Genomic DNA, 24,144 nt, shown 5'->3' on the forward strand with positions numbered 1-24,144 from the left:
AGCCCCCCGGTGCGCTATAGGTTGATAGTGGCAGGGAGGAGTACCTCCCTGCCATTGCTGTTTCGCCAGCCCAGGTTCGCCAGCCAGTTCGTCAGTCCAGGTCCGCCAGATCGAGCCCGCTCAGCCGCTCGGGGTCGGCCAGGATGTCGATCGCCACGATCCTGCCGTCCGCGACCGTGAAGGCCAGCACCGAGTACGGCCGCCCCTCCCGCGAGCTGACCACGCCCACGGCCCCGTTGACGAGCGCGGGCCGGGCGTGGAGGCCCGGTCCGCTGAGGCGGGAGAAGGTGAGCGCCTGGTCCGCCACGGCCGCGGCGCCGTGCACCTCGCGCGGGGCGCGGGCGGGCGCGGGGCCGTAGTCGGCGCGCAGGACGACATCCGGGTCGAGCACGGCGATCAGCCCCTCGAAGTCGCCGTCGCGGGCGGCGGCGAGGAAGGCGCCCACGACCTCGCGCTGCCGGGCGAGGTCCGCGTCGGGGACCGGGGCCGCTCCCCGCACCCGGCGGCGGGCGCGGCTGGCGAGCTGGCGGGCGGCGGCCGGGGTGCGGTCGACGATGGGGGCGATCTCGTCGAACGGCACGGCGAACAGATCGTGCAGTACGAAGGCCAGGCGTTCGGCGGGGGCCAGCGTCTCCAGGACGACCAGCAGGGCGAGGCCGACGGAGTCGGCGAGCAGCGCCTGGTCCTCGGGGCCGGGTCCGCTCGCACGGCTGATGACCGGGTCGGGGAGGCGCACCCCCAGGGGTTCCTCGCGCCGGGCGGTGCGCGAGCGCAGCATGTCCAGGCAGACCCGGCCGACGACGGTGGTCAGCCAGCCGCCCAGGTTCTCCACCGCGCCGGTGTCGGAGCGGTTGAGCCTCAGCCATGCCTCCTGGACGGCGTCGTCCGCCTCGCTCAGCGAGCCGAGCATGCGGTAGGCCACCGCGCGCAGATGGCTGCGGTGGGCCTCGAAGCCCTCCGCCAGAAGGTCGTTCTCGTTCATCGGTCACATCCCCTTGTCCGGACCGCACCGTCACAGGCCACACCGTGCTGACGGATGGGCCGGGTGCGATGTGACAGAGGGGGCGGGATGGACCGTGCACCCGTCCAGCCCCTTGACGCGCTGCGATCACGTCATTACACCAATTGGGAGCGCTCCCACACCTCCCACTCCCCCTGGAGGGCCCGTCATGTCCCTGCCCCTGTTACGCCGTCCGCGCGGTGCGCGGGCCGCCACCGCGCTGCTCACCGGTGCGCTGCTGCTGATCGCGGCCCAGTCCGCGCCCGCCGGAGCGGACTCCCCCGCCGCACCCTCGGCCTCCGTCGCGCCGTCCGCCGTCCAGGTCAATCAGCTGGGCTATCTGCCGGACGGCCCCAAACGCGCCACCGTCGTCAGCGCGAGCACCACCGCCCTGCCCTGGCAGCTGCGCGACGCGGCGGGGCGGACCGCCGCCTCGGGCACCACCACCGTACGGGGCGCGGACGCCGCCTCCGGGCAGTCGGCGCATCTGGTGGACTTCTCCTCGTACCGGGGGACGGGCACCGGCTACACGCTCACCGTGGACGGGCGGAGCAGCCACCCCTTCGACATCCGCGCGAACCTCTACGAGGGCTTGCGCGCGGACGCGATGTCCTTCTTCTACCAGCAGCGCAGCGGTATCCCCATCGAGGCGTCGCTCGCCGGTGCGGCCTACGCGCGCCCGGCGGGCCATCTGGGCGTCGCCCCCAACCGGGGCGACACCGCCGTGCCCTGCGTCAGCGGGGTGTGCGACTACACCCGGGATGTCCGCGGCGGCTGGTACGACGCCGGTGACCAGGGCAAATACGTGGTCAACGGCGGTCTCGCGGTCTGGCAGCTGGTCAACTCCTTCGAGCGCGCCAAGCGTGCGGGACACGCGGCCGCGCTCGGGGATTCCACGCTGCGCGTCCCCGAGCGGGGCAACGGGATCCCCGATGTGCTCGACGAGGCGCGCTGGGAGCTGGAGTTCCTGATGCGCATGCAGATCCCGGAGGGCAAGCCGCGGGCGGGCATGGCCTTCCACAAGGTCCATGACGCCGCCTGGACCGGGCTGCCCACCCGGCCGGAGCAGGACGCCGAGCCGCGTGAGCTGCACGCGCCGTCCACCGCCGCCACCCTCAACCTGGCCGCCGCGGCGGCGCAGTGCGCCCGGGTCTACGCGCCGTACGACGCCGCCTTCGCCGCCCGTTGCCTGGACTCGGCGCGCCGCGCCTGGGCCGCCGCGCGGGCGAACCCCGATGTGCTTGCACCGGCGTCCGACTCCACCGGCGGCGGGGCGTACGACGACAGCGAGGTGGGCGACGAGTTCTACTGGGCGGCGGCGGAGCTGTACGCGACCACCGGGGAGGCACGGTACCGGGACGCGGTCACCTCCTCGCCGTACCACACCGCGAGCGATGTGTTCACCCCGGGCGGCTTCAGCTGGCAGGCCACCGGGCCCCTCGGGCGGATCGTCCTGGCCACCGTCCGCAACGGCCTGCCCGCCACCGACCTCGCCCGGGTCCGCGCCTCCGTGGTGTCCGCGGCCGATGCCCGCTTGAGCACGATGGCCGGCCAGGGCTATGCGGTGCCGCTGCCCGCGGACGGCTACGTATGGGGCTCCAACGGCCAGGTGGCCAACAACGGGACGGTCCTGGCCGTCGCCTACGAGCTCACCAAGCAGCGGCGGTACCGCGCCGGGGCACTGGAGACGCTGGACTATCTGCTCGGCCGCAACGCCCTCGGCCAGTCCTATGTCACCGGCTACGGCGAGCACGCCTCCCAGAACCAGCACCACCGCTTCTGGGCGCACCAGTACGACGCCTCGCTGCCGAACCCGCCCGCCGGATCGATCGCGGGCGGCGCGAACTCGGGGCTGCAGGATCCGGTGGCGCAGGAGAAGCTCCCGGGCTGCGCGCCCGCGGCGTGCTACATCGACGACATCGGCTCGTACTCCACGAATGAGGTGGCGGTCAACTGGAACGCGCCGCTGGCGTGGCTGGCCGCGTTTGCCGCGGAACGCGGCTGACCGGGCGGGCGAGGGGCCTCCCGGCCCCTCGCCCCGCCCCCTTCGCCTCACCTCACCGGGGCAACTGGGCCTCGATCGCGGCGACGACGTCGTCCGCCTCCGGCTCGGTCCGCGGCCGGAACCGGCCCACGACCTCACCGTCCGGCGAGATCAGGAACTTCTCGAAGTTCCACTGCACATCGCCCGCCTCGCCCTGGGCGTCCGGCGTCCGCGTCAGCTCGGCGTAGAGCGGATGCCGCTGCTCGCCGTTGACGTCGGTCTTCTCCAGCAGCGGGAAGGACACCCCGTAGGTCGTCGAGCAGAACGTCTGGATCTCCTCGCTCGTCCCCGGCTCCTGCCCCGCGAACTGGTTGCACGGAACCCCCAGCACGGTGAACCCGCGCCCGGCATAGCGCTGCTGCAACCGCTCGAGCCCCTCGTACTGCGGGGTCAGGCCGCACTTGGACGCCACATTGACCACCAGCAGCGCCGCACCCCGGTGCTCACCGAGCGAGGTCGGCTCGCCGGCGAGGGTGCGCAGGGGGATGTCGTACAGGCTCATGGGATCTACCGCCTTCGTCGTTCGGTGGGTGAGCCCAATCTATGTGGTCACGCGCCCATGACCGCGGATCACAATATGAACACCTGGCGCACACAACCTCTTCACTTTTCAATCAGCGCGGTTAAGGTCGGTTCCTCGCGTATCACTCAAGGGGGGACCATGTCCTGGAATAACCAGCCATCACCGGTACCTGCCGCTCCGGCGCCGAAGCGTCCCGGATGGGCACGCAAGCGCATAGCCGTTCCGGCGGCGGCCATCCTGCTCTTCACCGGAGTGGGCATCGGCTCGGCCCAGGGCGAGGACACGAAGGAGGCCGGCGACAAGCCCACGCCCAAGGTGACGGTGACCGTCACGGCCAAGCCCGCCCGGGTGAAGGACGCGGCCGAACCGGCTCCCACCGTGACGGTCACCAAGACCGTCACCGCGAAGCCGAAGGCCGCACCGAAGCCGAAGAGGACCGAGGAGGCACCGGCCGGAACGGCCGTCTTCAAGGTGTGGGGCAGCGCCCCCTCGGGGGTGGACATCACCTACGGCAGCGACGGCGAAAACCTCGACGGCAGCGGTCTGCCGCTGACCAAGAAGCTGAAGGTCAAGGACGACGCGCTCTACTACCAGGTCACCGCGCAGCTCATGGGCGGCGGCGACATCCGTTGCTCCGTCACGATCGACGGCGAGACGAAGTCCGGACACGCCCGCGGCGGCTACAACATCTGCTCGGCGCAGTTGAACGGCGATTTCTCGGGCGGCTGGGACTGACGACATGGGGGCGGGCCGCAGGGCCCGCCCCCATCGATAGCCGCGTGACCGCCTACTCCGGCGGGGTCGGCGTGTCGTGGTTGCGGTACATCGCCTGGATGTCGAGCTCCAGCTTGACCGTGGGGCCGACCACGGCGATACCGCGGGCGAGCATGTTGCGCCAGTTCAGCGTGTAGTCCTCGCGGTGGAGTTCGGCCGTGGCGAGGGCGGCGCAGCGCAGTTCCTGTTCGTAGCCGCCGTTGACGGCGCCGAGGTACGTGGTGTCCAGGGTCACCGAGCGGCTGACGCCGTGCATCGTGAGGGGGCCCTGGATGGTCCATTTGGGGCCGCTGCGCCAGGTGAAGCGGTTGCTGACGAAGTGGATCTCCGGGAAGTTGTCGACGTCGAGGAAGTCCGCCGAGCGCAGATGGGCGTCGCGGGTGTTGTTGCCGGTGTTGATGCTGGAGGCGTCGATGACGACCTCGACCCGGGAGTCCTCCATCCGATCGGCGATGTGGATGCCGCCCCGGAAGCGGGTGAAGCGGCCGTGCACATTGGCCATGCCGACGTGGCGGGCGATGAAGCGGATGGCGGTGTGCGGCGGGTCGAAGAGCCAGGTGCCGGGCGGCGGGAGTTCCAGCGCTTGCGAGGGCTCCATCTGCACCCGGCGGGGAGGTTCGCTCTGGCCGGGGGCGATGTCGACGGTGAGCCGGTTGGGCTGCAGACCGCTTCCGGTGAGCAGCACCGTGTACTGCCCCGGCTCGAGCGTGGCGAGGAAGAGTCCATGCGGATCGGTGGTGGCCTTGGCCACCGTACGGGCGGCGCCACGCATCTCGGTGACGGTGACCTCCACGCCGCCCAGGGCCTGGCCCACGGGGTCCAGGACCTCGCAGCTGAAGGCTCCGGCGCCCACGGGCAGGGGGATCCTGAGTCCTGATCCGCGGTCCGGACGCTTGGTGCGCATGCGCCGGAGCATTGCGAGGGGCATTGCAGTCATCTCACTAACGGTTTCTCTGGGGATGGGGCGCGTCCATGATGAAGCCCCAGGGTGGACTCCGGACGCCCGGGGGGTGGCTGTCAGCCGTGGCCGAGGATCTTCCGTAGCGCGCCGAGCAGCAACTCCCCTGCCTGTGGGGAGGCTTCGGCGTGGCGGAAGCCGATGTGGTTGTCGGGGCGGGTCAGCAGGGCGCCGCAGTCGCCGATTTCGCGCAGCCGGGCCCAGTCGCCGTAGGGGTCCTCGTACTCCTGGCCGGGGCCGATGGAGACGGTGGCGAGCTCGACGCCCAGTTCCCGCCGGACCGCCGCGGCCGCCTCCTGCCAGCAGCCACCGCCGATGCCGGTGAAGAGGGTGAACCGGCCGTGGCCGCCGAGGTCGAGGGTCGACAGCCGCTCACGGCCCCGGACGACCCATGCGTGCGGCAGCTTCGCGCCGGGATGGGTGGTGGGCTGGTGGTGCAGCTCGGGGTCGCGGTCGAAGCCGGGGTCGGGGGTGCCGTCGGGCACGACGGCGTCCGAGACGTACCGCTGGTTCATCTCCACGCCGTGCGCGTTGAACTCGTACACCTTGGCCGCGACGGCCTCGCGCAGCCGCTGCCGCTGCTTGGCGCCCTCGGGCGTGGCCGCCTTACGGGCGTCGACATTGCGCCACATCTGCTCGGGATCGGAGGTGGAGAGCAGATCCAGCGCCTCGAAAACCGGCGCGGTCTCACCGATGCTGCGGTTGGCCCGCTCGACGGTCTGCCGTCCCACCGGGGCCCGTTCGGCGGAGTAGGTCTCCAGCAGGGCCGGGGCGGCGGTGCCGTCGAGGACCAGCTTGAGCTTCCAGGCGAGGTTGTAGGCGTCCTGGATGGAGGTGTTGGAGCCCAGCCCGTTGGACGGCGGATGGCGGTGGACGGCGTCGCCCGCGCACAGCACCCGCCGGTCGGCGTAGGTCTCGGCGTACAGGTGGTTGACGGTCCACGCCGAGGTGGAGGTGATGCGCACGGGGATCGTGTCGTCGCCGAGCAGCCGGTGCACCACGGACCGCGCGAACTCCTCGGTGAGGTCCGGCGGGCCCGCGTCGAGGTCGTAGCCCCACACCACCATCCACTCGGTCCAGGGGCGCACACAGCGCACCAGGCCCGCGCCGATGCCGCCGACGGTCGCGCCGGGGGCGAGCACCCAGTAGAGCGTGGAGGGGCGATGGGCGGTCAGGTGGGTGAGGTCCGCCTCGAAGACGATGTTGAGGCTGCCCGCGACGCCCATCCGGCCGACCGTGGGCAGCCCGGCGTTCTCCACGACGCGGCTGCGCCCGCCGTCCGCGCCGACCAGATAACGGGCCCGGACGCGGTAGGTGTCCCCGCGCAGCCGGTCCTCGACCAGCGCGGTGACGGCGTCGTCCGACTGCTCGTGGGAGAGGTACTCGGTGTGGAAGCGCAGCGCGGTGCCCCGGGAGACCGCGGCGTTCACCAGCACCGGCTCCATCAGGTGCTGCGGCATGTCGCACATCCGGCTGGGGCTGGACAGTTCGTGCGCCGCCTGGATGAGCGGGTCATTGCCCCAGGAGCGCAGCCGTCCCAGCTCCTCGCCCGCGAGACTGGTGCAGAAGACGGTGTTCCCCATCAGCGGCTGCGGCGTGGCCAGGGCGGTGACCTGGTCCTCGACGCCGAGGTCGCGCAGCACCTCCATGGTGCGCTGGTTGGTGATGTGCGCGCGGGGCGTGTCCGCCAGGCTTCCGTACCGGGTGACCATGACGTTGGGCACGCCGTAGGTGCTCAGGGCGAGCGCCGTCGCGGCGCCGGCGGGGCCGCTGCCCACGACCAGTACGTCGGTCTCGACGGTCTCCACTGCTGAAGGGCTCCTCTCGGTCCTCTCCCCGTCCTCTCCCCCGTGACGGCCGATCTCCCGGCGCGATCGTGATCGCCGATCGACCATTGATGATCTTGTTCCAGAACCCGGACCCCGAGGTGTCTCATTTCGAAACAGTGGCGACGTATACGGTGGAGGGCTTGTGACGACCACCGACGACACCCCCGCCGACCCGGCCCTCTCGTCGCTGCGCCGGGCGCGGGACCGCTTCTTCAGCGGACGGCCACCGGGCGACGGGCTCCCCGAGGACCTCGCCCAAGCCTGGCGGCGGGCGCGGTTCTTCGGCGTACCGCGCGATCTGGCGGCCCCGCCCAGGGTCCGGCCGCCGGTGGACTCACCGCTGCTGGCCGCGGCGCGCCCCGTGCTGGACCGCGTGGCGCCCACGCTGGGCGGTGCGATGGGGCTGGTGCTGGTGGACTCCCGCTGCCGGGCGCTGTGGTCGGGCGGCGGCCGCTACGCCGGTACGCCCGGCGGGATGGCCGGTTTCGATCTGTCGGAGAAGGCGGTCGGGCACAACAGCGCCGCGCTCGCGCTGCGCACGGGGCGCCGGGCCGAGGTCCACGGCCCCGAGCACTTCCTCGACGTGTGGCAGGAGGTGTCGGTGGTCAGCGTTCCGCTGTACGAGCCGACGGCGAGCCGCCCGGCCGGCGCCGTCACCGTGGTGGCCCCGCTGGACGAGGGCCGCACCGCCCACCCGGGCACGGCGCTCGCCGAGGCCACCGCGCACGCCGTCGAGACGGAGCTGCTGGGCCGGGCGCGCCCGCCGGAGCGGGTGCTGCTCGACGCGTATCTGCGGCAGCGGGCCGAGGGGGCGGCGGTGGTGGCGCTCGACGGCGGCAGCCGCCTCGTCAGCCCGGAGGCCGCGCGGCTGCTGTCGCACGAGACGCTGGCGCGGCTGGAGCGGCATGCCACGGCCCTCCTCAGGGACGCGGCCACGGGGCCGGAGGAGCACGCACCGGAGGAGATCCCCGTACCGGACGGCGAGATCGCCGTGCCGGACGGCGCCGGGCTCACCGTAAGGATGACGCGCCTGGTGCACGGCGGCGAGGTCATCGGAGCCGTGGCCACCGTGTGCACGGCGGCCCGGCGGGCGCGGTCGGCGGAGCGGCGGGGCCATGACCGGCTCCCGGGGCTCGTGGGCACGTCCCGGCCCTGGCGGCTGGCCGTCTCCCGGGCGACGGAGCTGGCGCGGGCCGTGGAGCCGCTGCTGCTGATCGGCGAGCCGGGCGTGGGCAAGACCGCGCTGGCCCGCGCCCTGCTCGGCCTGCGGGGCACGGCCGCACCACGTGTCGTCGACGCCGCCGAGCAGGTGCCCGGCGAGGTCCCGCGCTGGTGCCGCGCGCTCGCGGAGCTCCCGGAGTCGGAGGGGGACGGCGGCGCGCCGCCGCTGCTCCTGCGCCACGCCGAGCGGCTGGGCCAGGCCGATGTGGCGGCGCTGCTGTCGCTGCTCGCGGAGCGGCCAGCGGTGCCGCTGGTGGCGACGCACACCCCGGGCGCGCCCACCGGTCCGTGTCTGAGCCGACTGCTGGACATCCTCGCGGCCCGGTCGGTGACGCTGCCGCCGCTGCGCGAACGTGTCGAGGACATCCCGGCGCTGCTGGCGGGCCTCGCCCGGCGCCCCTCCCCCGGGCGTCCCCCGCTGACCTGGAGCCTGGACGCCCGCCGAGCGCTGGAGCAGCACACCTGGCCGGGCAATGTGTCCGAACTCGCCCATGTCGTACGGGAGGTGGCCGAGCACCGCCGCGCCACGGGGCCGGTGCGGCGCGAGGAGCTGCCGTACGGACTGCGGGTGCCGCCGGCCACCCGCCGGCTGAGCGGTATCGAACGGGCGGAGCGCACCGCCATCCTGGAGGCGCTGCGCCGGCACGGGGACAACAAGGCGCGGGCCGCCGCGTCCCTGGGCATCGGCCGGGCCACGTTGTACCGGAAGTTGCGGGCGTACGGAATGGACCAGGCGTAGCGGCGGAAACAGTCACCAGGGGGGCCGGTCACACCGGAGCCGGTCATGGGCCGCGGAGGGGGCACGGTGACGCGAGACAACAGCGCCGAGAGCGAGGCGGTCACGGGCAGGCTGCTGATCCTGGAGTACGAGCAGGTGAAGGAGGAGCAGCGGGCGCGGATCGGATTCCGCGACAATCTGCTCTACGCGACGCTGGCCGCGATGGCGGCCATCATCACCTTCTCCCTGCAGAGCCATGGGCGCCCGGAGCTGCTCTTGCTGCTGCCCCCGGCGTCGGCGCTGCTGGGCTGGGCGTATCTGGTGAACGACGAGAAGATATCGGCCATCGGACGGTATGTCCGGGAGGATCTGGGGCCCCGGCTGACGGCGCTCGCCCCGGGCCGGCCACCGGTGTTCGGCTGGGAGCGGGCCCACCGCGACGACGGCCGCCGGGTCTCCCGCAAGCGGCTGCAGCTCGCGGCCGATCTGCTGCTGTTCACCGTGGCGCCGATCGCCGCGCTCATCGTGTACTGGACGTCGGAGCCGGTGCGGGCGGTGCTGCTGGCGGTGTCGGTGGCGGAGGCGGCGCTGATCGCCGTACTGGCGGTGCAGATCGTGCTGTACGCGGATCTGCACCGGCCATGATGGGGGAAGACCCGTGGGGTTCGTCGGGCCCGGAAGGTATCGGCAGAGGCTGTCCTAGGGGGGATCGGTGGGCGCTGGTGACAACGGGGGTGCGGTGCGGGCCGATGTGGTGGTCCTGACCGCGCTGGAGGTCGAGTACCGGGCGGTGCGGGCCCATCTGGAGGATCCGCGTCCGGTCCAGGCGGAGCGGGGCGCGCTGTTCGAGCTGGGCGTGTTCCGCGAGGAGTCCGGGGAGCGGACGGTCGCCATCCATATGACCGGCCCGGGGAATCCGGGCGCCGCGGCCTCGGTCGAGCGGGCGGCGGCGCTCTTCGCACCCCGGGCGGTGCTGTTCGTGGGGGTGGCGGGCGGTGTCAAGGACGTCGCGCTGGGCGATGTGGTGGCCGCCGACGCGGTGTACGACTACGAGACCGGCAAGGACACCGAGACCGGGTTCTGGCCCCGGCAGAAGACCTATCAGTCCGCGTACGGGCTGGTGCAGCCGGCCCGGCTGGTGGCGGCGGGCGACACGTGGCAGCGGCGGATCCGCCCCGGGGACGACGCGCCACGCCCCCGCGCCCACGTGAAGCCCCTCGCGGCGGGCGGCCGGGTGGTGGCGCACCACCGCTCGGACGTCGGGCTCAGGCTCGCCGCCAGTGCGGGTGACGCGCTCGCGGTGGACATGGAGGGCTTCGGCTTCCTCGCCGGCGCGTATGTCAACCAGCACCTGGACGCGCTGGTGATCCGCGGCATCTCGGATCTGCTCGGGGACAAGGGCGAGGCACATGACGAGCGCTGGCAGCCGGTGGCCTCCCGGCACGCGGCCGCCTTCGCCTTCGAGCTGATCGGCCGTATCCCGGTCGCCGCGGACGCCCCGGCAACGGCCGGGCCGCTCGCCGCCGGTACGCGGTTCCTCGCCGCCGGTACGCCGCCCGAGGGCCCCCGGCGGCGCAGGCTGACCATCCGCGACCTCGGCGTACTCGCGGACACCCTGCTGGCCGTGGTCGGGATGACCTCCCCCGCGCGCTGGCAGCAGTTGCTCGACGAGCTGCCCACCGTCGGCACCGCGGTGGGCCGTCAGTCGGCGAGCCGTCCGGAGGCCCTGTCCCTGCTGCGCGTCTGCGAGGCGCGACGGGCCATGGGCGAGCTGGTGGAGGTGGTCGCGGTGCTCGCGCCGGACGATCCGGCGGCCGCCGAACTCGCCCGGCGCGTCGAGGAACTCGGATTGGAGTGACCCTCCTCACCCTCCCGCCCCGGCGTGCCCGAGCCCCGGGCTGCCCTCCCCCGCGCCTTCCCTGGGCCACCCCGGGACCGCGTTCCCCGCGCGGCTTCACCGGAACCGTCCAGGTGGGCCCCTGAGGAGGACGGCCCTCCGCCTCACGGCCGCCGCGGGCGCGGGCTCCCCGGTCCACGGCCGGGAGGTGTCCCGGCCGCGGCGGGGTCCGCCCCGGGCGCGGGGGACGGTGCCACGGACATACTCGCCCAGGGGGTGTCACGAGAGACCTGCGGGGCATACAAGTTGTCCCGGAGTCCGGGCGGGTGGCGCCCGCGTGTGGCAGGGTCTCCGGCGGGATCATCGGCGGCGGGGACCGATGATGCGGCCTCGGGGGAGGGCACGGCATGGCGGCCATGGGGGAAGGTGGCCTGAAATCGGTCGGCAACCTCGTCACGGCGTTGAAGGAGTTCCGCTGTCTGACGGATCCGGATCTGCGCACGCTGTGTCTGGATCTGGTCGCCATGGAGCTGGAGATGACCAGCGTCCCCGTACGCGCCCACCGGGTGACCGACTACTTCCTGGTGGAGCTGGCCCGCGAATGCCTGGAAAACGTGCGGATCATGCACGCGCTACGCGCGTCCCTCGCGGTGATGGCGGCGGCCGACGAGGACGCCATCAAGCGGCTCGACTCGGTCATGGAGCAGATGACGGCCCGTCCGGCGCTGCCCGGGACCGCCACCGCGAAGCTGCGGTCGCTGCTGGAGGAGCTGGAGATCGAGCAGCTTGGCCAGCTCTGCCGTACGGCGGCGGGCCCGCTGCAGGACGTCCCGGCGGTCACCGGCCCCTGGCACGCCTTCGAGGTGCTGAGCCGGATGAACGCACAGCCGGGCGGGCTGCCGCCGGGGCTCGCCCTCGTGGAGTACCTCGCGGCGGCGGCGCGTCCGCTGCAGAGGGCCGACGCGCTGCGCGACTGGGCCGATGAGCAGGCGCGGGAGCTGGGTCTGACGCCCCAGCTACGGTCGCTGCGGCAGCAGGTGGGGCATGCCGCCCCGGCCGGTCCGGTGGACGCCTATCTGGTGATCCGGCTGCTGCCGCAGGAGGAGGCCGGGGCTTACGAGCTCTCGTCCTGGCACCAGTACGACCCCACCGGCTGGCATCCGGTCCGCGGCCCGGTCACGCAGGTCACCGCGGAGACCGCGGAGCGGGCGGTCCAGACGCTGGTGTACCAGGCGGCCGAGGAGTGGGACGACGCCCGGGCGATCCACATCGAGTTCATGCTCGGCCCGGATGACCTGAATCTGCCGGTCCACCGCTGGCGTCTGGAGCTCGACAGCGAGTTGCCGATCCCGCTGTACATGGACCATCCGGTGGTCGTACGGAGCCTGGAGCGCAGCTGGACCAGGCGCTGGCACCGGGAGTGGAAGCACCGCTGGAACCTCTTCGACCAGCAGCCCGAGCGCGCCAAGCAGCTCGTCGTGGACGGCGAGGACCCGGACAGCCCGCGCTCCGGCGACCCCACCGCCCTGCTGGCCCGGCTCAAGGCCGATCCGCAGGTGGTGGCCCTGGTCCTGACCTCGCCCCCGGGCACCACCCCCGAGGGCACCTCGGAGGCGCTGACCGCCTGGCGGGCCGGGATTCCGGTGGTCGCCTGGGACGGCCGGGCGACCCGGGACCCCGACTTCGTCGAGCGGCTCAGACAAAAACAGGCCGACGCCAGCGGGAACCTGGCACGGCTCCGCGAAGCCGTGACAGAGTTACGTCTGGACGCCCATACGATCGACTCCGCGGAGCGGGAGCATCACCTGGGGCAGCATGTGGTGCTCGTTTGGGACGACCCGACCCGTCCCGTGGAACCGCAAGGGCGCATGACGGGGCCGGACGAGGGGGTGGGTGGTCGATGAGCGACGAAGAGCCTGCGCGGCGCCACAACGGACGGGTCCACCAGGATTCCGGTTCCGCCTCGGCCGCCCTGCCGTCCGGGATACCGCGCCCCTGGTGGATCTACCAGGGCACCGGGCGCCCGCTCCACGATGTGAGCCTGGAGGAGATCCTTCCGCCGCCGCCCCCGTGGCGCGCCTTCGGCGGGGTCTCGGCCTGCCCGGTCGAGGGCAACGGCCGGCCCGGCGCGTTATCGGACGCGGACGACGCCCCGACCGAGCCCCCGGCGCCGCCGGAGGACGAGCAGGACGCCGCCCGGCGGCTGGGCGCGACTCCCCTGGGCGTGCGCTCCGATCCGGAGGAGGCGGATCTCGTCAACGCGGCGCTGATCCTCAGGCGCCCCCTTCTGGTGACCGGCCGCCCGGGCACCGGCAAGTCCACGCTGGCGTACCGCATCAGCCGGGAGTTGGGCCTGGGCCGGGTGCTGCGCTGGCCGATCACCACGCGATCGACCCTGCGGTCCGGGCTTTACGGCTACGATGCCGTCGGCCGTGTGCACGCCGCCGCGGCCGGCCAGGCGTCGGAGGGGGACAGCCTCGAACCCGGACCGGAGGACATCGGCGACTTCCTCCAACTCGGGCCGCTGGGCACGGCGATGCTCCCGCACCGCCTGCCGCGCGTCCTGCTCATCGACGAATTCGACAAGAGCGATATCGATCTGCCCAATGACCTCCTCGACATCTTCGAGGCCGGCGAGTACTCCATCCCCGAGCTGGTGCGCATCCGCAGGCGCCGCCCGGCCGTTTCGGTCCTCACCGACGACCCGGAGCGCAGTACCGTCATCGCCTCGGGGCGGGTGCGCTGCCGCGCCTTCCCCGTCGTCGTCATCACCAGCAACGGCGAGCGGGAGTTCCCGCCCGCGTTCCTGCGGCGCTGTCTCCAGCTCCGGCTGCCCGACCCGGACGCGGACCGGCTCGCCGCGATCGTGGCCGCGCATCTGGGGCGGGCCGACGATCCGCGTGCGCGGGAGCTGATCCAGATGTTCCTCGAGCGCAGCGAGCGCGAAGGCGGCCTCGCCGCCGACCAGTTGCTCAACGCGGTGTATCTGGTGACGTCCCAGTCACATGTTCCGGGGCCCGAGTGGGAGGAGCTACTGCAGGCCGTCTGGCACCGGCTGGACAGCGCAGCGGGCTCGACATGACACACGACCCAGGCGGTAGGTCCGCCGGGCCGGGCCCACGGGACCTCGACTGGCGGCAGCTCGCGGACGCCCTGTGGCTGGCGGTCTGCAAGGCCGAGACGGACCGTGGCCCCGGACGGCCGGACCCCGGTCCCCTCCCCGGGACACCGGAGGCGGACGCCCCGCCGCCCGGTGACGAGCCGCCGGACGAGCCGCGGCAGGACCGGCAGGGGGAGCGCCCCGCGTCCCGCCCGGAGACGGCGCCCGCGGTCGCGGAACCACTGCTCCCCGCGGAGCTGGTCGGCGTCTCCGCGCCGCCCGGCGAGGCGGAGCCGGCGACCGTCGCGGAGGTCTTCGCGCCCGTGCGCCGGCCGTCCCCCGACGGGCCGCCGCTGCCCGAGCGCGCTCTGTCCCGAGCGCTGCGGCCGCTCAAGCGCACCTCGCCCTCGCCGGTCGAGACGGAGGTCGACGAGGAGGCCACGGCCGAGCGGGCGGCGCGCGAGGGGCTGTGGGTGCCCGACCTGGTGCCCGTGCGCGAGCGCTGGATGGACGCCGTCCTGGTGGTGGACTGCGCCAGTTCGATGGTGGTGTGGCGGCGGACGGCGGCGCATCTGGTCACCGTGTTGCAACGCACCGGCGCCTTCCGGGACGTGCGGGTGCACCGGGTCAACACCGACCATCCGTTACCCGCCGAGGACCGGTCGCCGGTGGCGGGGATGGAGCCGCGCGGCAAGCGGACGGTGCTGGTGCTGACCGACGGCATCGGCGCGGCCTGGGGCGATGAGAGCGCCCGGCGCGCACTGGCCGAATGGGCGCGGCACGCGTCGGTCGCGGTGCTGCACGTCTTACGTCAGGGCCGCTGGCGCCACACCGGGGTGGCGCCGGAGCGGGTGCGGGTGCGGGTCCCCGGACCGGGCGCTCCCAACGGCACCTGGCGGCGGGCGGACGGCGGCTCCTGGCCGGGCGGCGCGCCACCGGTCCCGGTGCTGGAGCTGGACGCGCGGTGGATGGCCAACTGGGCGCGGCTGGTGGCCCGCCCGTCGGCGCGCGGCGAGGACACGATGGCGCTGCTGCCCGGGGCGCCCGCCGAGCGCTGGGATCCCGAACCGGAACCGAGCGCCTGGGACCGCGTCTTCCGGTTCCGCGCCGCGGCCTCGCCGAGCGCCTTCCGGCTGGCGTCCCGGCTGGCCGCGGCCCCGTTGAACATTCCCGTGATGGAGTTCGTGCAGGGGATCCACCAGCCGGAGGGCAGCCCCGGCGATCTGGCCGAGGTGCTGCTGGGCGGGCTGCTGCGCAAGGTGGGGACCGCCGACCCGCTGGACGAGACGGGCATCGGCTACGAGTTCCACGACGGGGTGCGGGAACTGCTGCTGTCCGCCGGGATGCGGGACGAGTCGCTGTACATCCTCGGCAGCGTCCTGGACCGGCTGGGCCGCCGCTGGAAACCGCTGCTGATGCTGCGCGATCTGCTCAACCACCCCTCGGGCTCGGTGGGGGACCTTCCCAGGACGGAGCGCCTGCTGCCGTACATCCGCCTCCAGGAGCAGGTCTACCAGGCGCTCTCCGGGCCGTATCTGGAGGGTGCGCGCTCCTTTCGCGCCCTGGTCCTGGCCCATCAGGCGCTCGCCCGCTCGGGGGAAAGCCCGTCCGATCCAGTTGAAGACGCATCACACAGGGGAAAATATGTGGTCTCCGAGGCGGTTGCGGCCATGACTGACTCCACGACTCCCCGAACAGACCCGCTGTCCCAGGCCGACGATTCACCATCCCCGCCGGCGCACGGCGCGCCGGGCCCGGCGGGGGAGCATCTGAGAGGAACATTCGTGTCCGTGACCGCTGCCCGGTCCCTGCCCGCCGTGGAGGAGCGCCAGCCCGGGGAACCCCCGTCCATTTGGGGAAATGTACCGCCCCGGAACAACAACTTCACCGGGCGGCAGACGTTGCTCGACACCCTCCACGAGCGGCTGAGGAGCGAGGGCACCGCCGCCGTGCTGCCGGAGGCCCTGCACGGGCTGGGCGGGGTGGGCAAGTCACAGATCGCCCTGGAGTACGTCCATCAGCACGCCGCCGACTACGACGCGGTGTGGTGGATCCCGGCGGAGCGCCCCGAGCAGATCCGCCAGGCGCTGGTCCAGCTCGCCGACCGGCTCGGGCTGCACGCGGGCATGGAGGCCAACACGGCCGTGCCCAGCGTGCTCGACGCGCTGCGCACCGGGCGCCCCTGCCGAAACTGGCTGCTGGTCTTCGACAACGCCGAGGAGCTGGAGACGGTTCGGCCGTTCTTCCCCGCGGGCGGGCCGGGCCGGATCCTGGTCACCTCGAGGAACGCCCAGTGGTCGCGCGCCGCCCGCACCGTCGAAGTGGACGTCTTCGAGCGGGAGGAGAGCATCGAGCTGCTGCGCCGCCGGGGGCCGGAGCTGCCGCGCGACCAGGCGGACCGGGTCGCCGACGCGCTGGGGGACCTTCCGCTGGCCATCGAGCAGGCGGCCGCGTGGCTCACCGAGACCGGGATGCCGGTCGACGAGTATCTCCAGGTCTTCGAGGACGAGCGGGCCGATGTCTCCACCCGCCGCAACGAGCTGCTGGCGGCGGGCGTTCCGGTGGACTACCCCGAACCGGTCGCCGCCGCCTGGAACATGTCGCTGCGGCGGCTGGCCGAAACCCATCCCGGCGCGCTCCAACTCCTCCAGATGTGCTCGTTCTTCGCGCCCGAGCCGGTCTCCCGCCGGCTCTTCTCCGGCGTGCGCGGGGTGTCCCTCTCCCCCGAGCTGTCGGAGGTGCTGCAGGACCCCATCAAGCTCGGCCACGCGATCCGTGAGATCAACCGCTACGCCCTGATCAAGATCAATCACCGCAGCAACACGATCGAGATGCACCGGCTGGTGCAGGCCGTGCTGATCGGCCAGATGTCCACACAGCAGCAGGCGGACATGCGGCACAGCGCCCATGTGCTGCTGGCCGTCGGCGACCCCAACGACGTGACTCCCGCGAACTGGGGGCGGTACGCCGACCTCCTCTCCCATGTCCGGGCGTCGCGCGCGATGGAGTGCGATGACAAATGGGTGCGGCAGATGGTGCGGAATCTGGTCCGCTTCCTCTACATCTGGGGGGACCACGAGGGTGCGCTGGAGCTCGGCACCCAGGTGCGCCGGGAATGGGTGGAGACGCTCGGCGAGGACAGCGCGGAGACGCTGGCCGTCTCCCGCACCCTGGGCCATGTCCTGACCGTGCTCGGCCACTTCAACGAGGCCCGGGAGCTCAACCGCCGGACGCTGGAGCTCCAGCGTGCCAAAGACGGCGACGACCACGAGAACACCCTGGTGACCCAGGGCGCGGTCGCCGTTGACACCCGCTACCAGGGCGACTACACGCGATACGTGGAGCTGGAGAAGGACCGCTGGACCAGGACCCTGCGGCTCTTCGGGGACGAGGACCCGTACTCCATCGGCGCGGCGAACGACTACGCCCTGGCACTGCGCGCGGTGGGGGACTACGAACGCGCCCGGCAGCTGGACGAGGGCGCCCGGCGCACCGCCGGTCTGGTGCTCGGCGAGGACGCCCTGCTCACCATTCTGGTGGAGGCCAACCTCAGCATCGACGTCCGGGAGAGCGGGGACTACATGGCCGCCCGCGACATGCTGGAGCAGACCTGTGCCCGCGTCCGCCGAGTGCTCCCGCAGAACGCGCCCATCGGGGTCTTCGCCCTGCGCAACCTCGCCGTGGCGCGTCGTAAGGCGGGCGACCACGAGGGCGCCCTGGACCTCAGCCGGGAGGTGCTGGAGCGGTACCGGCTGCGCTACACCGAGCCCAACCTCCACATCACCATCACGGCCCTGGCCCTCTCGATGGATCTGCGGCAGACCGCCGATCTGGAGGGCGCCCGTGAGCTGGGTCGGAAATGCCTCGACGAGATGCGCGTCCTGCTGGGGGAACGGCATCCGGCGACCCTGGGCGCGGCGGTCGACCTCGCCGTGACGCTGCGGCTGCTGGGCGAGACGGACGAGGCGCTCGCGCTGAACAAGCAGACGCTGCCGGTACTCGTCGAGCGGCTGGGGGCCGGCCACCCCATGGCGCTGGCCTGTGCCATCAATATGGCCAGCGACCACTACACCCTCGCGGACTACCAGGAGGCCCACGACCTGGACACCGAGACCCTGGCGGCCTGCCGGTCCGGGCTCGGTGAGGACCATCCCACCACGCTCGCGTGTGCGGTCAACCTGTCGGGGGATCTGCGCGCGCTGGGCGAGGGCAGGCAGGCGGAGGAGCTGCACCAGGACGCGCTCGGCCGGCTGCGCCGGGTGCTGACGGCCAACCACCCGGCGACGGTGGCGGCGGCCCGGGGCATCCGGGCGGACTGCGATGTGGAGTCGATCTCCATCTGAACCGGCGTCCGCGGCGCCGTTCGCGGGGCGCCGTGCCGCGCGCCGTTCACCCGCGCGTACGCGTCCCGATCCACCGCGCAAGCGCCACCGGATCGGGGCCCGTGCCCGGTGCGGTGCGCAGCTCCCGGTGGACGGCCAGGGCCAGTTCGGGGTGGTTCAGCAGCGTCGTCCTGGCCGCGCCGTCCGGCAGGCCGAGCGCGAGCCCCGCCCATGCCGCGATGTCGTCCGGGTCCGCTTCCAAGCGGGCCCGGTAGCCGCGCAGCGCGGCCGCGGTGTCCCCCGCGGCCCAGTCGAGGTCGGCCCGGTCGGGGGCGTCACCGCCCCCGGGCAGCCCCGCTCCCGCGCCCTCGCGCAGCCGGGCGAACCCCGCCGGGTCCCCGAGCCGGAGCCGGGCGAGCGCGGGGCGCGCCGGCGCCTCGGGGCGGGTCGGCCGGACCGAGGTCCCGGGCAGCTCCCCGGGAGGGTCGGTCCGCTCCCGCCAGGCCCGCGCCCACCGGGCGGTCGGCTCCGGGTCCGCCACCAGGTGGCGCATGCGGTGGACGAGCCGGTGATCGTGGATCAGGTCCGCCGCCAGGCGCGCCGGTACGGAGGGCACCCGCTGCGCGAGCCACAGGGTCAGCCGTTCCTCCAGCCGGTGGAGGAACTCCCCGCCCCTGGGGGTCAGTTCGGCGTGGGTGAGGAGCGTGCGCAGTCCCGAGGCGGTCTGTGCCCGGCGCAGGGCGAACTCGTACGCGGCGTTGTCCCGGGCCGGGCCGGTCTCGGCGCGCCGCAGCCGGTCCCACCAGAATCCGGTCACGCCCAGGAACGCGTACACCCCCTGGAGGAGCCCGCGCAGCGGTCGCGGGTCCAGCCGCCAGGGCGCGTAGTGGATCTCCTCCAGACCCCCTTCGATCAGGGGCACCAGGTCCATCAGGGCGCTGAGCTTGATGTGCTGGGCCTCGTGCACCAGCGCGGCGGCGAGGGTCAGTGGGTCCGTGACCCCGTTGAGCAGCACACAGCCGTACGCCTCCGGCGATGAGGCGCTGAACGGTTCGGGCCAGGCGGCGTACGGCACGGGCACGACGGAGGCCAGGCAGGCTCCGATTCCCCGCGGGTCCACCTGGCGCTGCTCCGCGACCAGCCGCCACGCATTGCCGAATCGCTCCTGCCAGCCCTGCCACTCTTCGTCGCCGAGCCGCTCCGGGGCCCGGATCCGGAGAAAGTCGCGATAGGGATCGAGGTCATCGACGAGGGGGGCACAGACAATCCCCCCGTGCTCTCCGCGCAACCGCCGCAGGCCGTGCCAACCGGGAGCGTCCTCGGAGAAGTCGGCGGGCAGCGTCACCGAATTGGGGCCGGATAACACCGCCGCCTTCCGGCCGTATCCGACGACCTCGGCGACATCGGTGGCGTCCGGAATGCGGGCGAGTCCCAGGGCGGGCAACATCACCGCGCCCTCACGCACCGGAACGGCGCCGCGAAAGTCGATTCCGGCGAGAAGAGCGGCCGAGGCGGCTACGGCATGCAGATGACCCACCGCGCTCCACAGCGGCCCGTCCCCCGATTCCAGACCGCGCAGCCTGCGCAGGCAGCGGTTGAGCCACACCCCCACGGAAGGGTGCAGCAACAGCGTCTCCACGGCGGCCGGGGAGCGGCGCTCGGCCCGAATCAGCAGGTGCCAGGCGTCCCGGGGCGGGGGAAGGGGGCCGGGCAGGGCGGGGTGCGCGGCAGCGATGTCCACCAGGGCGCGCAGCAGCAGCATGGCCCGGCTGCGCTGCCCCGACGTCAGTTCGGCCACGGTCGAGGGGCCACCCGAACCCCGCGCCAACTCGGCGAAAGACTCCACCGACAAACGATGGTTAAGGCCCCGTGTGGCGGAGGACGTCATAGCCGCTCCCACAGCCTTCCGACGACGACGAGTTGCCGCTGATCGTCGGCGGGTACTGGACGATGTCGAGCAGCCGCTCCGTCACCGCGGAAAGCCCTTCGTGCCGCTCCAGGTCTTCGAGTGTCGCCCCCGAAAGGTCCAGCAGCTCTGTCTCGACCTCGGTCGCGACCCGCTCCATGACACCGTCCCCCTCCGGACGCTCCCTAACGGCTCATATGAGGCATCCCTATGGTGTCCTACCCCTTTTGATTGCGAAAGAGTGAACACGGCCAGTCGGCGCCTGCCTTGTCAAGATTTTCGGTCACTTCCGCGCGCCTGGGAGCCCCCCGATATGCCGGTGTCATCCCCCCGTTCCGGATTGCATCGTCTCGACCTCGAAGACGCCTCCGCACACCCGGAACGACCGCGCCGAGACGGTCATCGCGTCGAAGGAATCCGGCGGATAGACCCGGATCCGCGCGGCGGTGCGTCGGCACGGGGTGTCGCTCATGCCCTCGTTGAGGGTGTGCAGACTGCTCGAGGCGCTGCCGCCGGGCGGCAGGGAGACCGGGGAGCGCGTGGGGCCGCGCCGGGTGGCGGGGTCGCCGATCACCGCGCCGGTGGAGTCGAGCAGCGAGACACCGGGGTATCCGGTGAGGGTGCAGGCCGTGGAGGACTTGTTGGTGAACACCAGCGGCAGATACACATTGCCGGCGCCTATGTCCTTCCGGCCGACCGCCAGCGTCAACCGCGCCTTGGAGCAGACGCGGCGTACACCGGACGCGGCGGCGGGCCGCGAGGAGGACGGGCGCGAGGGCTGCGCCGAGGGCGGAGGGGACTGCGCGGTCTGCGAGGCGGGCCGCTCGTTCCGGGAGGATCCGCTCTCCGAAGAGGCGGAGGAGGCGGCCGAAGGAGAGGCGGGTGGCGCGGCGGAGGAGGCGGAGGTGACGGACGAGGCGCGCCGCGCCGAATCCCCGTCCCCGGTGTCGCTGCCGCAGGCGGTGACCGTGGCCAGCGCGCCGACCAGCAGCGCGCATAAGACCGGCGGCCGGGACCGCGCTGCCGTCGTGCGCCGAGGAGCCGAACCGTTCCGTTGACTCATGAGCGACCTCCCGAGGTCAGCCGTCTGCCGGGGCCACCGGCGTCGAAGTCGGGTGCCCCGACACCTCCCGTGCATTCCCCCCTGGGACTCCCTTCCCCGCGCGCAGGCTCTTATGTCCGGGGCACATTGATCGCGTCGGCGCTCAAATTCCTCACATTGGATTCTCTACCGCAAACATCCGAACACCTTGTCCACGCCAGAACCCTGGGATTACTGTTCGGCAGCCATCGCAATCGCCAACTGCCGTACCAGGACAGGAAGAAGGAATCCATGGCCGCACGCGGACGTCATCGCCGGCCCCGGCCGCACCGTGTCTCCCGCGCCCAGCTCGCGATCACCGCGGGCGGCGCCGGCGTCGCCCTGCCGCTCATCGGCATCGGCCAGGCGAACGCCGCCTCAGCCGCCACGCCCACCTCGCCGACCCCGGCCGCGACCACCGTCACGGCCGTCACGGCCACGAAGGCCCAGCCGCTCCTCATCGCCCCGAAGGCCGTGCCCGAGCCACCGGCCAAGGCCCAGCCCCCGGCCGGGTCGTACACCGTCGTCCGCGGCGACACCCTCTCCCGGATCGCGGACAGGGAGAGAGTTTCGGGCGGCTGGGAGCGACTTTACGAGATCAACCGCCAGGTCATCGGCGCCGACCCGGATCTGATCCGGCCCGGCCAGCAGCTCGCCCTCGGACGCCACTGAACGAACGCGCGCACCAGCAGCGCATACGCACAGGAGCATCCGCCCGCGGTGGTCCACCGCGGCGGACGCTCCTTCGCCAGGGCGGCCTTACATCACCAAATGCGCCTTGGAATGAGTGACTTCCTCAATGTCGCCGCCCGCCTTGCCGATCAGCCGGTGCGCCAGATTGCTCAGTGCCCGCGCCGCCGCGATCTCCTCGCCGACCCTCGGCTGTGCCGGGTCGTCGGGGTTGCGGTTGGCACGGCCCTGGGCCAGCATCTCCGTGCCGTCGTGCATCCTCAGCCGGACGACCGCCTCGGTCAGCGGACCGATCTCACGGAACTCCATCTGAATGTCGCATCCCACGATCGTCTCCATCGCGCTCACCTCCTGCGTCACCTTCCAGGATGCGCCTCACCGGTCTCTCCGGTCGACCGGGACAGCAACTCCACCACCTCGCCGTCCGCGGTCTGCGAGAAGTCCTCGTACCACTCCCCCACCGCCGCGAAGTCCGAGGGGGTGGAGAGGGCCACCACCTCGTCCGCGTCCTCGCGCAGCGCGGCGACCGCGTCCGGCGGCGCCACCGGCACGGCGAGGACCACCCGCGCGGCTCCCTGGGCCCGTGCCACCCGGCAGGCGGCCTGGGCCGTGGCGCCGGTCGCGATGCCGTCGTCCACGATGATCACGGTGTGGCCCTCGGCCGGGATCCGCGAGCGGCCCTGGCGGAACCGGCGCGCCTTGCGGGCCAGCTCTTCCCGCTCGGTCCGCTCCACCTCGGCGAGGTCCTCCTCATCGGCCCGGCTCATCCGGACGATCGCCTCGTGGACGACCCGTACGTCGCCCTCGCCGATGGCGCCAAACGCCAGCTCCCGGTGGTAGGGGACGCCGAGCTTACGGACGATGATCACGTCCAGGGGCGCATGGAGCGCCCGGGCCACCTCGAAGGCCACCGGCACCCCGCCCCGCGGCAGCCCGAGCACGACCGGCTTCTCATCCGCCAACGGGCGCAGTGCCTCGCCGAGGCGCCGCCCGGCGTCCGTCCGGTCGGTGAAGATCATGACTCACCCCCGCTCCTGAAGGACTCGTCTGCGAATCAAGCCGACGGTTCGCCCGTCCGCGAACCGGCGGTCCCCGGCCGATGGCCGGGGCGCGCGGATACCGGAGACCCGGCACCCTGGAGGTATGGAGAACGCCACAGGCCCGGACGAGTCCGGTTACCCCGTCTTCGTCGAGTCAATCGAGGCCGACAGCCGCTACCGGCTGGTGCGGCTGCGCGGCCTGGGGTGCGAACCGCTGGAACGGGAGGAGTTCGAGCCCCGGGTCCGGCAGGTCTTCCCCGACATCGACCTGGAGGACCCGGCCCAGGTGCACTGGGAGGACCGGCCCGGGCAGTGGCCGCCCTGGCATCCGGGCGAGGCATGACCGTCCTGATCGGCACCTCGGGATGGCAGTACCGGGACTGGCGCGGCGGGCTCTACCCCGAGGGCTGTCCGCAGCGGCTGTGGCTGGAGGAGTACACCCGTGCCTTCGCCACGGTGGAGAGCAACAACGCCTTCTACCGGCTGCCCTCGTACGACCAGTTCACCACCTGGCGGGAGCGGCTGCCCGAGGGCTTCGTGATGGCGCTCAAGGCAAGCCGCTACCTCACCCACATCAAGCGGCTGCGCGATCCGGAGGAGCCGGTGGAGCGGCTGATGTCCCATGCGGCCGGGCTCGGCGACCGGCTGGGCCCGGTGCTGGTGCAGCTGCCGCCCACCCTGCGGGCCGACGGCGAGCTGCTGGACCGCTGTCTGGGCTGCTTCCCCTCCGGGACGCGGGTGGCCGTCGAGCCCCGGCACACCTCCTGGTGGACCGAGGAGATCCGCGCGGTGCTGGAGCGCCGCTCGGCCGCGCTGTGCTGGGCCGACTCCGGCTCCCGCCCGGTCACCCCGCTGTGGCGGACCACCGGGTGGGGGTATCTGCGCTTCCACGGCGGCCTCGCCCGCCCGGCCCCGCGGTACGGGCGCCAGGCGCTGGCCACCTGGGCGCGGCGGGTCGGGGACACCTGGCCGGACGACGCGGAGGTCTATGCGTACTTCAACAACGACACGGGAGGGGCGGCGGTGCACGACGCGGCCGTCTTCGCCCGCGCCGTGGCCCGCCTCGGCCGCCCGGTCAGCCGCACCCCATCGGCTTGAGCC

20 protein-coding genes and 2 pseudogenes are annotated in these 24,144 nt (G+C 72.9%); 13 read left to right on the plus strand and 9 right to left on the minus strand.

Going from position 1 to position 24,144, the window contains the following annotated elements:
- Nucleotides 1-91: 91 nt before the first annotated feature.
- Nucleotides 92-982 (minus strand): RNA polymerase sigma factor SigJ, encoded by an 891-nt coding sequence (gene sigJ, locus ACZ6TD_RS07185; protein WP_471351698.1) that lies wholly within the window; start codon nucleotides 980-982, stop codon nucleotides 92-94.
- A gap of 187 nt (nucleotides 983-1,169) precedes the next feature.
- Here sigJ and ACZ6TD_RS07190 point away from each other — a divergent pair, with 187 nt between their 5' ends.
- The gene (locus ACZ6TD_RS07190; protein WP_471351699.1) at nucleotides 1,170-3,005 is read left to right on the plus strand and encodes a glycoside hydrolase family 9 protein; all 1,836 of its coding nucleotides are present in this window, start codon (nucleotides 1,170-1,172) and stop codon (nucleotides 3,003-3,005) included.
- Nucleotides 3,006-3,057: 52 nt separating this feature from the next.
- Here ACZ6TD_RS07190 and ACZ6TD_RS07195 read toward each other — a convergent pair whose 3' ends face one another.
- Complete coding sequence (locus tag ACZ6TD_RS07195; protein ID WP_471351701.1) at nucleotides 3,058-3,546, minus strand: glutathione peroxidase; 489 nt, start codon at nucleotides 3,544-3,546, stop codon at nucleotides 3,058-3,060.
- 159 nt (nucleotides 3,547-3,705) lie between these two features.
- Here ACZ6TD_RS07195 and ACZ6TD_RS07200 point away from each other — a divergent pair, with 159 nt between their 5' ends.
- Nucleotides 3,706-4,302 carry a hypothetical protein gene (locus ACZ6TD_RS07200; RefSeq protein ID WP_471351702.1) on the plus strand — a complete coding sequence of 199 codons (597 nt, stop codon included), beginning with the start codon at nucleotides 3,706-3,708 and terminating at the stop codon, nucleotides 4,300-4,302.
- A 52-nt stretch (nucleotides 4,303-4,354) separates the two neighbouring features.
- Here the strand turns inward: ACZ6TD_RS07200 and ACZ6TD_RS07205 are convergent, their stop codons facing one another.
- Together ACZ6TD_RS07205 and ACZ6TD_RS07210 are read right to left on the minus strand one after the other, a co-directional pair.
- A complete protein-coding gene (locus ACZ6TD_RS07205) occupies nucleotides 4,355-5,269 on the minus strand; it encodes a YceI family protein (RefSeq protein WP_471357528.1) in 915 nt (304 codons plus the stop codon).
- Between the two features lie 89 nt (nucleotides 5,270-5,358).
- Nucleotides 5,359-7,107, minus strand: coding sequence for an FAD-dependent oxidoreductase (locus ACZ6TD_RS07210; protein WP_471351704.1), 1,749 nt, complete (start codon nucleotides 7,105-7,107; stop codon nucleotides 5,359-5,361).
- A 163-nt stretch (nucleotides 7,108-7,270) separates the two neighbouring features.
- On the opposite strand from ACZ6TD_RS07210, the gene ACZ6TD_RS07215 reads away from it, so the two are divergent.
- From ACZ6TD_RS07215 to fxsT, 7 genes and pseudogenes are all read left to right on the plus strand, one after another.
- Nucleotides 7,271-9,088 (plus strand): sigma-54-dependent Fis family transcriptional regulator, encoded by a 1,818-nt coding sequence (locus ACZ6TD_RS07215; RefSeq protein ID WP_471351705.1) that lies wholly within the window; start codon nucleotides 7,271-7,273, stop codon nucleotides 9,086-9,088.
- A gap of 66 nt (nucleotides 9,089-9,154) precedes the next feature.
- Nucleotides 9,155-9,712 (plus strand): hypothetical protein, encoded by a 558-nt coding sequence (locus ACZ6TD_RS07220; protein WP_471351707.1) that lies wholly within the window; start codon nucleotides 9,155-9,157, stop codon nucleotides 9,710-9,712.
- Nucleotides 9,713-9,779: 67 nt separating this feature from the next.
- A complete protein-coding gene (locus ACZ6TD_RS07225) occupies nucleotides 9,780-10,925 on the plus strand; it encodes a phosphorylase family protein (RefSeq protein WP_471351708.1) in 1,146 nt (381 codons plus the stop codon).
- A 386-nt stretch (nucleotides 10,926-11,311) separates the two neighbouring features.
- The gene (locus ACZ6TD_RS07230; RefSeq protein WP_471351710.1) at nucleotides 11,312-12,808 is read left to right on the plus strand and encodes a VMAP-C domain-containing protein; all 1,497 of its coding nucleotides are present in this window, start codon (nucleotides 11,312-11,314) and stop codon (nucleotides 12,806-12,808) included.
- Nucleotides 12,805-13,986 (plus strand): AAA family ATPase, encoded by a 1,182-nt coding sequence (locus ACZ6TD_RS07235; RefSeq protein ID WP_471351711.1) that lies wholly within the window; start codon nucleotides 12,805-12,807, stop codon nucleotides 13,984-13,986. The genes ACZ6TD_RS07230 and ACZ6TD_RS07235 overlap by 4 nt, the downstream gene beginning before the upstream one ends.
- Nucleotides 13,983-15,350, plus strand: a pseudogene (locus ACZ6TD_RS07240) (SAV_2336 N-terminal domain-related protein); the annotation flags it as partial. The gene ACZ6TD_RS07235 and the pseudogene ACZ6TD_RS07240, both read left to right, overlap by 4 nt.
- A gap of 438 nt (nucleotides 15,351-15,788) precedes the next feature.
- Nucleotides 15,789-18,347 (plus strand): FxSxx-COOH system tetratricopeptide repeat protein, encoded by a 2,559-nt coding sequence (gene fxsT, locus ACZ6TD_RS07245; RefSeq protein ID WP_471357530.1) that lies wholly within the window; start codon nucleotides 15,789-15,791, stop codon nucleotides 18,345-18,347.
- Between the two features lie 46 nt (nucleotides 18,348-18,393).
- On the opposite strand, the gene ACZ6TD_RS07250 is transcribed toward fxsT, so the two are convergent.
- From ACZ6TD_RS07250 to ACZ6TD_RS07260, 3 genes are all read right to left on the minus strand, one after another.
- On the minus strand, nucleotides 18,394-20,172 hold the full coding sequence (locus tag ACZ6TD_RS07250) for an HEXXH motif domain-containing protein (protein WP_471351713.1): 1,779 nt from the start codon (nucleotides 20,170-20,172) through the stop codon (nucleotides 18,394-18,396).
- Nucleotides 20,173-20,185: 13 nt separating this feature from the next.
- The gene (locus ACZ6TD_RS07255) at nucleotides 20,186-20,392 is read right to left on the minus strand and encodes a hypothetical protein (protein ID WP_471351715.1); all 207 of its coding nucleotides are present in this window, start codon (nucleotides 20,390-20,392) and stop codon (nucleotides 20,186-20,188) included.
- Between the two features lie 162 nt (nucleotides 20,393-20,554).
- Nucleotides 20,555-20,941: a DUF4232 domain-containing protein gene (locus ACZ6TD_RS07260; RefSeq protein WP_471351716.1), complete on the minus strand. Its 387-nt coding sequence runs from the start codon at nucleotides 20,939-20,941 to the stop codon at nucleotides 20,555-20,557.
- Between the two features lie 7 nt (nucleotides 20,942-20,948).
- Between ACZ6TD_RS07260 and ACZ6TD_RS07265 the strand changes: the two genes are divergently transcribed.
- Entirely contained in the window at nucleotides 20,949-21,290 is a 342-nt protein-coding gene (locus tag ACZ6TD_RS07265) for a hypothetical protein (protein WP_471351718.1), read from the plus strand.
- 275 nt (nucleotides 21,291-21,565) lie between these two features.
- Nucleotides 21,566-21,985: a LysM peptidoglycan-binding domain-containing protein gene (locus ACZ6TD_RS07270; protein WP_471351720.1), complete on the plus strand. Its 420-nt coding sequence runs from the start codon at nucleotides 21,566-21,568 to the stop codon at nucleotides 21,983-21,985.
- Nucleotides 21,986-22,072: 87 nt separating this feature from the next.
- Here the strand turns inward: ACZ6TD_RS07270 and ACZ6TD_RS07275 are convergent, their stop codons facing one another.
- Together ACZ6TD_RS07275 and ACZ6TD_RS07280 are read right to left on the minus strand one after the other, a co-directional pair.
- A complete protein-coding gene (locus ACZ6TD_RS07275) occupies nucleotides 22,073-22,342 on the minus strand; it encodes a DUF1876 domain-containing protein (protein ID WP_039940568.1) in 270 nt (89 codons plus the stop codon).
- Between the two features lie 32 nt (nucleotides 22,343-22,374).
- Nucleotides 22,375-23,022, minus strand: a pseudogene (locus ACZ6TD_RS07280) (phosphoribosyltransferase); the annotation flags it as partial.
- Between the two features lie 124 nt (nucleotides 23,023-23,146).
- Here ACZ6TD_RS07280 and ACZ6TD_RS07285 point away from each other — a divergent pair.
- Both ACZ6TD_RS07285 and ACZ6TD_RS07290 read left to right on the plus strand, forming a co-directional pair.
- Entirely contained in the window at nucleotides 23,147-23,386 is a 240-nt protein-coding gene (locus tag ACZ6TD_RS07285) for a hypothetical protein (RefSeq protein WP_471351721.1), read from the plus strand.
- Nucleotides 23,383-24,141, plus strand: a complete 759-nt coding sequence (locus ACZ6TD_RS07290) for a DUF72 domain-containing protein (protein WP_471351722.1) — start codon at nucleotides 23,383-23,385, stop codon at nucleotides 24,139-24,141. The genes ACZ6TD_RS07285 and ACZ6TD_RS07290 overlap by 4 nt, the downstream gene beginning before the upstream one ends.
- Nucleotides 24,142-24,144: the final 3 nt, after the last annotated feature.

The organism is Streptomyces yongxingensis, assembly GCF_055597465.1.

What these genes read in the sequence shown, in the direction of transcription:
- ACZ6TD_RS07270 (WP_471351720.1), top strand. Translation starts at nt 21,566, where the DNA reads ATGGCCGCACGCGGACGTCATCGCCGGCCCCGGCCGCACCGTGTCTCC.
- ACZ6TD_RS07195 (WP_471351701.1), bottom strand. Translation starts at nt 3,546, where the DNA reads ATGAGCCTGTACGACATCCCCCTGCGCACCCTCGCCGGCGAGCCGACC.
- ACZ6TD_RS07235 (WP_471351711.1), top strand. Translation starts at nt 12,805, where the DNA reads ATGAGCGACGAAGAGCCTGCGCGGCGCCACAACGGACGGGTCCACCAG.
- sigJ (WP_471351698.1), bottom strand. Translation starts at nt 982, where the DNA reads ATGAACGAGAACGACCTTCTGGCGGAGGGCTTCGAGGCCCACCGCAGC.
- ACZ6TD_RS07290 (WP_471351722.1), top strand. Translation starts at nt 23,383, where the DNA reads ATGACCGTCCTGATCGGCACCTCGGGATGGCAGTACCGGGACTGGCGC.
- ACZ6TD_RS07190 (WP_471351699.1), top strand. Translation starts at nt 1,170, where the DNA reads ATGTCCCTGCCCCTGTTACGCCGTCCGCGCGGTGCGCGGGCCGCCACC.
- ACZ6TD_RS07205 (WP_471357528.1), bottom strand. Translation starts at nt 5,269, where the DNA reads ATGCCCCTCGCAATGCTCCGGCGCATGCGCACCAAGCGTCCGGACCGC.
- ACZ6TD_RS07230 (WP_471351710.1), top strand. Translation starts at nt 11,312, where the DNA reads ATGGCGGCCATGGGGGAAGGTGGCCTGAAATCGGTCGGCAACCTCGTC.
- ACZ6TD_RS07285 (WP_471351721.1), top strand. Translation starts at nt 23,147, where the DNA reads ATGGAGAACGCCACAGGCCCGGACGAGTCCGGTTACCCCGTCTTCGTC.
- ACZ6TD_RS07200 (WP_471351702.1), top strand. Translation starts at nt 3,706, where the DNA reads ATGTCCTGGAATAACCAGCCATCACCGGTACCTGCCGCTCCGGCGCCG.
- ACZ6TD_RS07255 (WP_471351715.1), bottom strand. Translation starts at nt 20,392, where the DNA reads ATGGAGCGGGTCGCGACCGAGGTCGAGACAGAGCTGCTGGACCTTTCG.
- ACZ6TD_RS07275 (WP_039940568.1), bottom strand. Translation starts at nt 22,342, where the DNA reads ATGGAGACGATCGTGGGATGCGACATTCAGATGGAGTTCCGTGAGATC.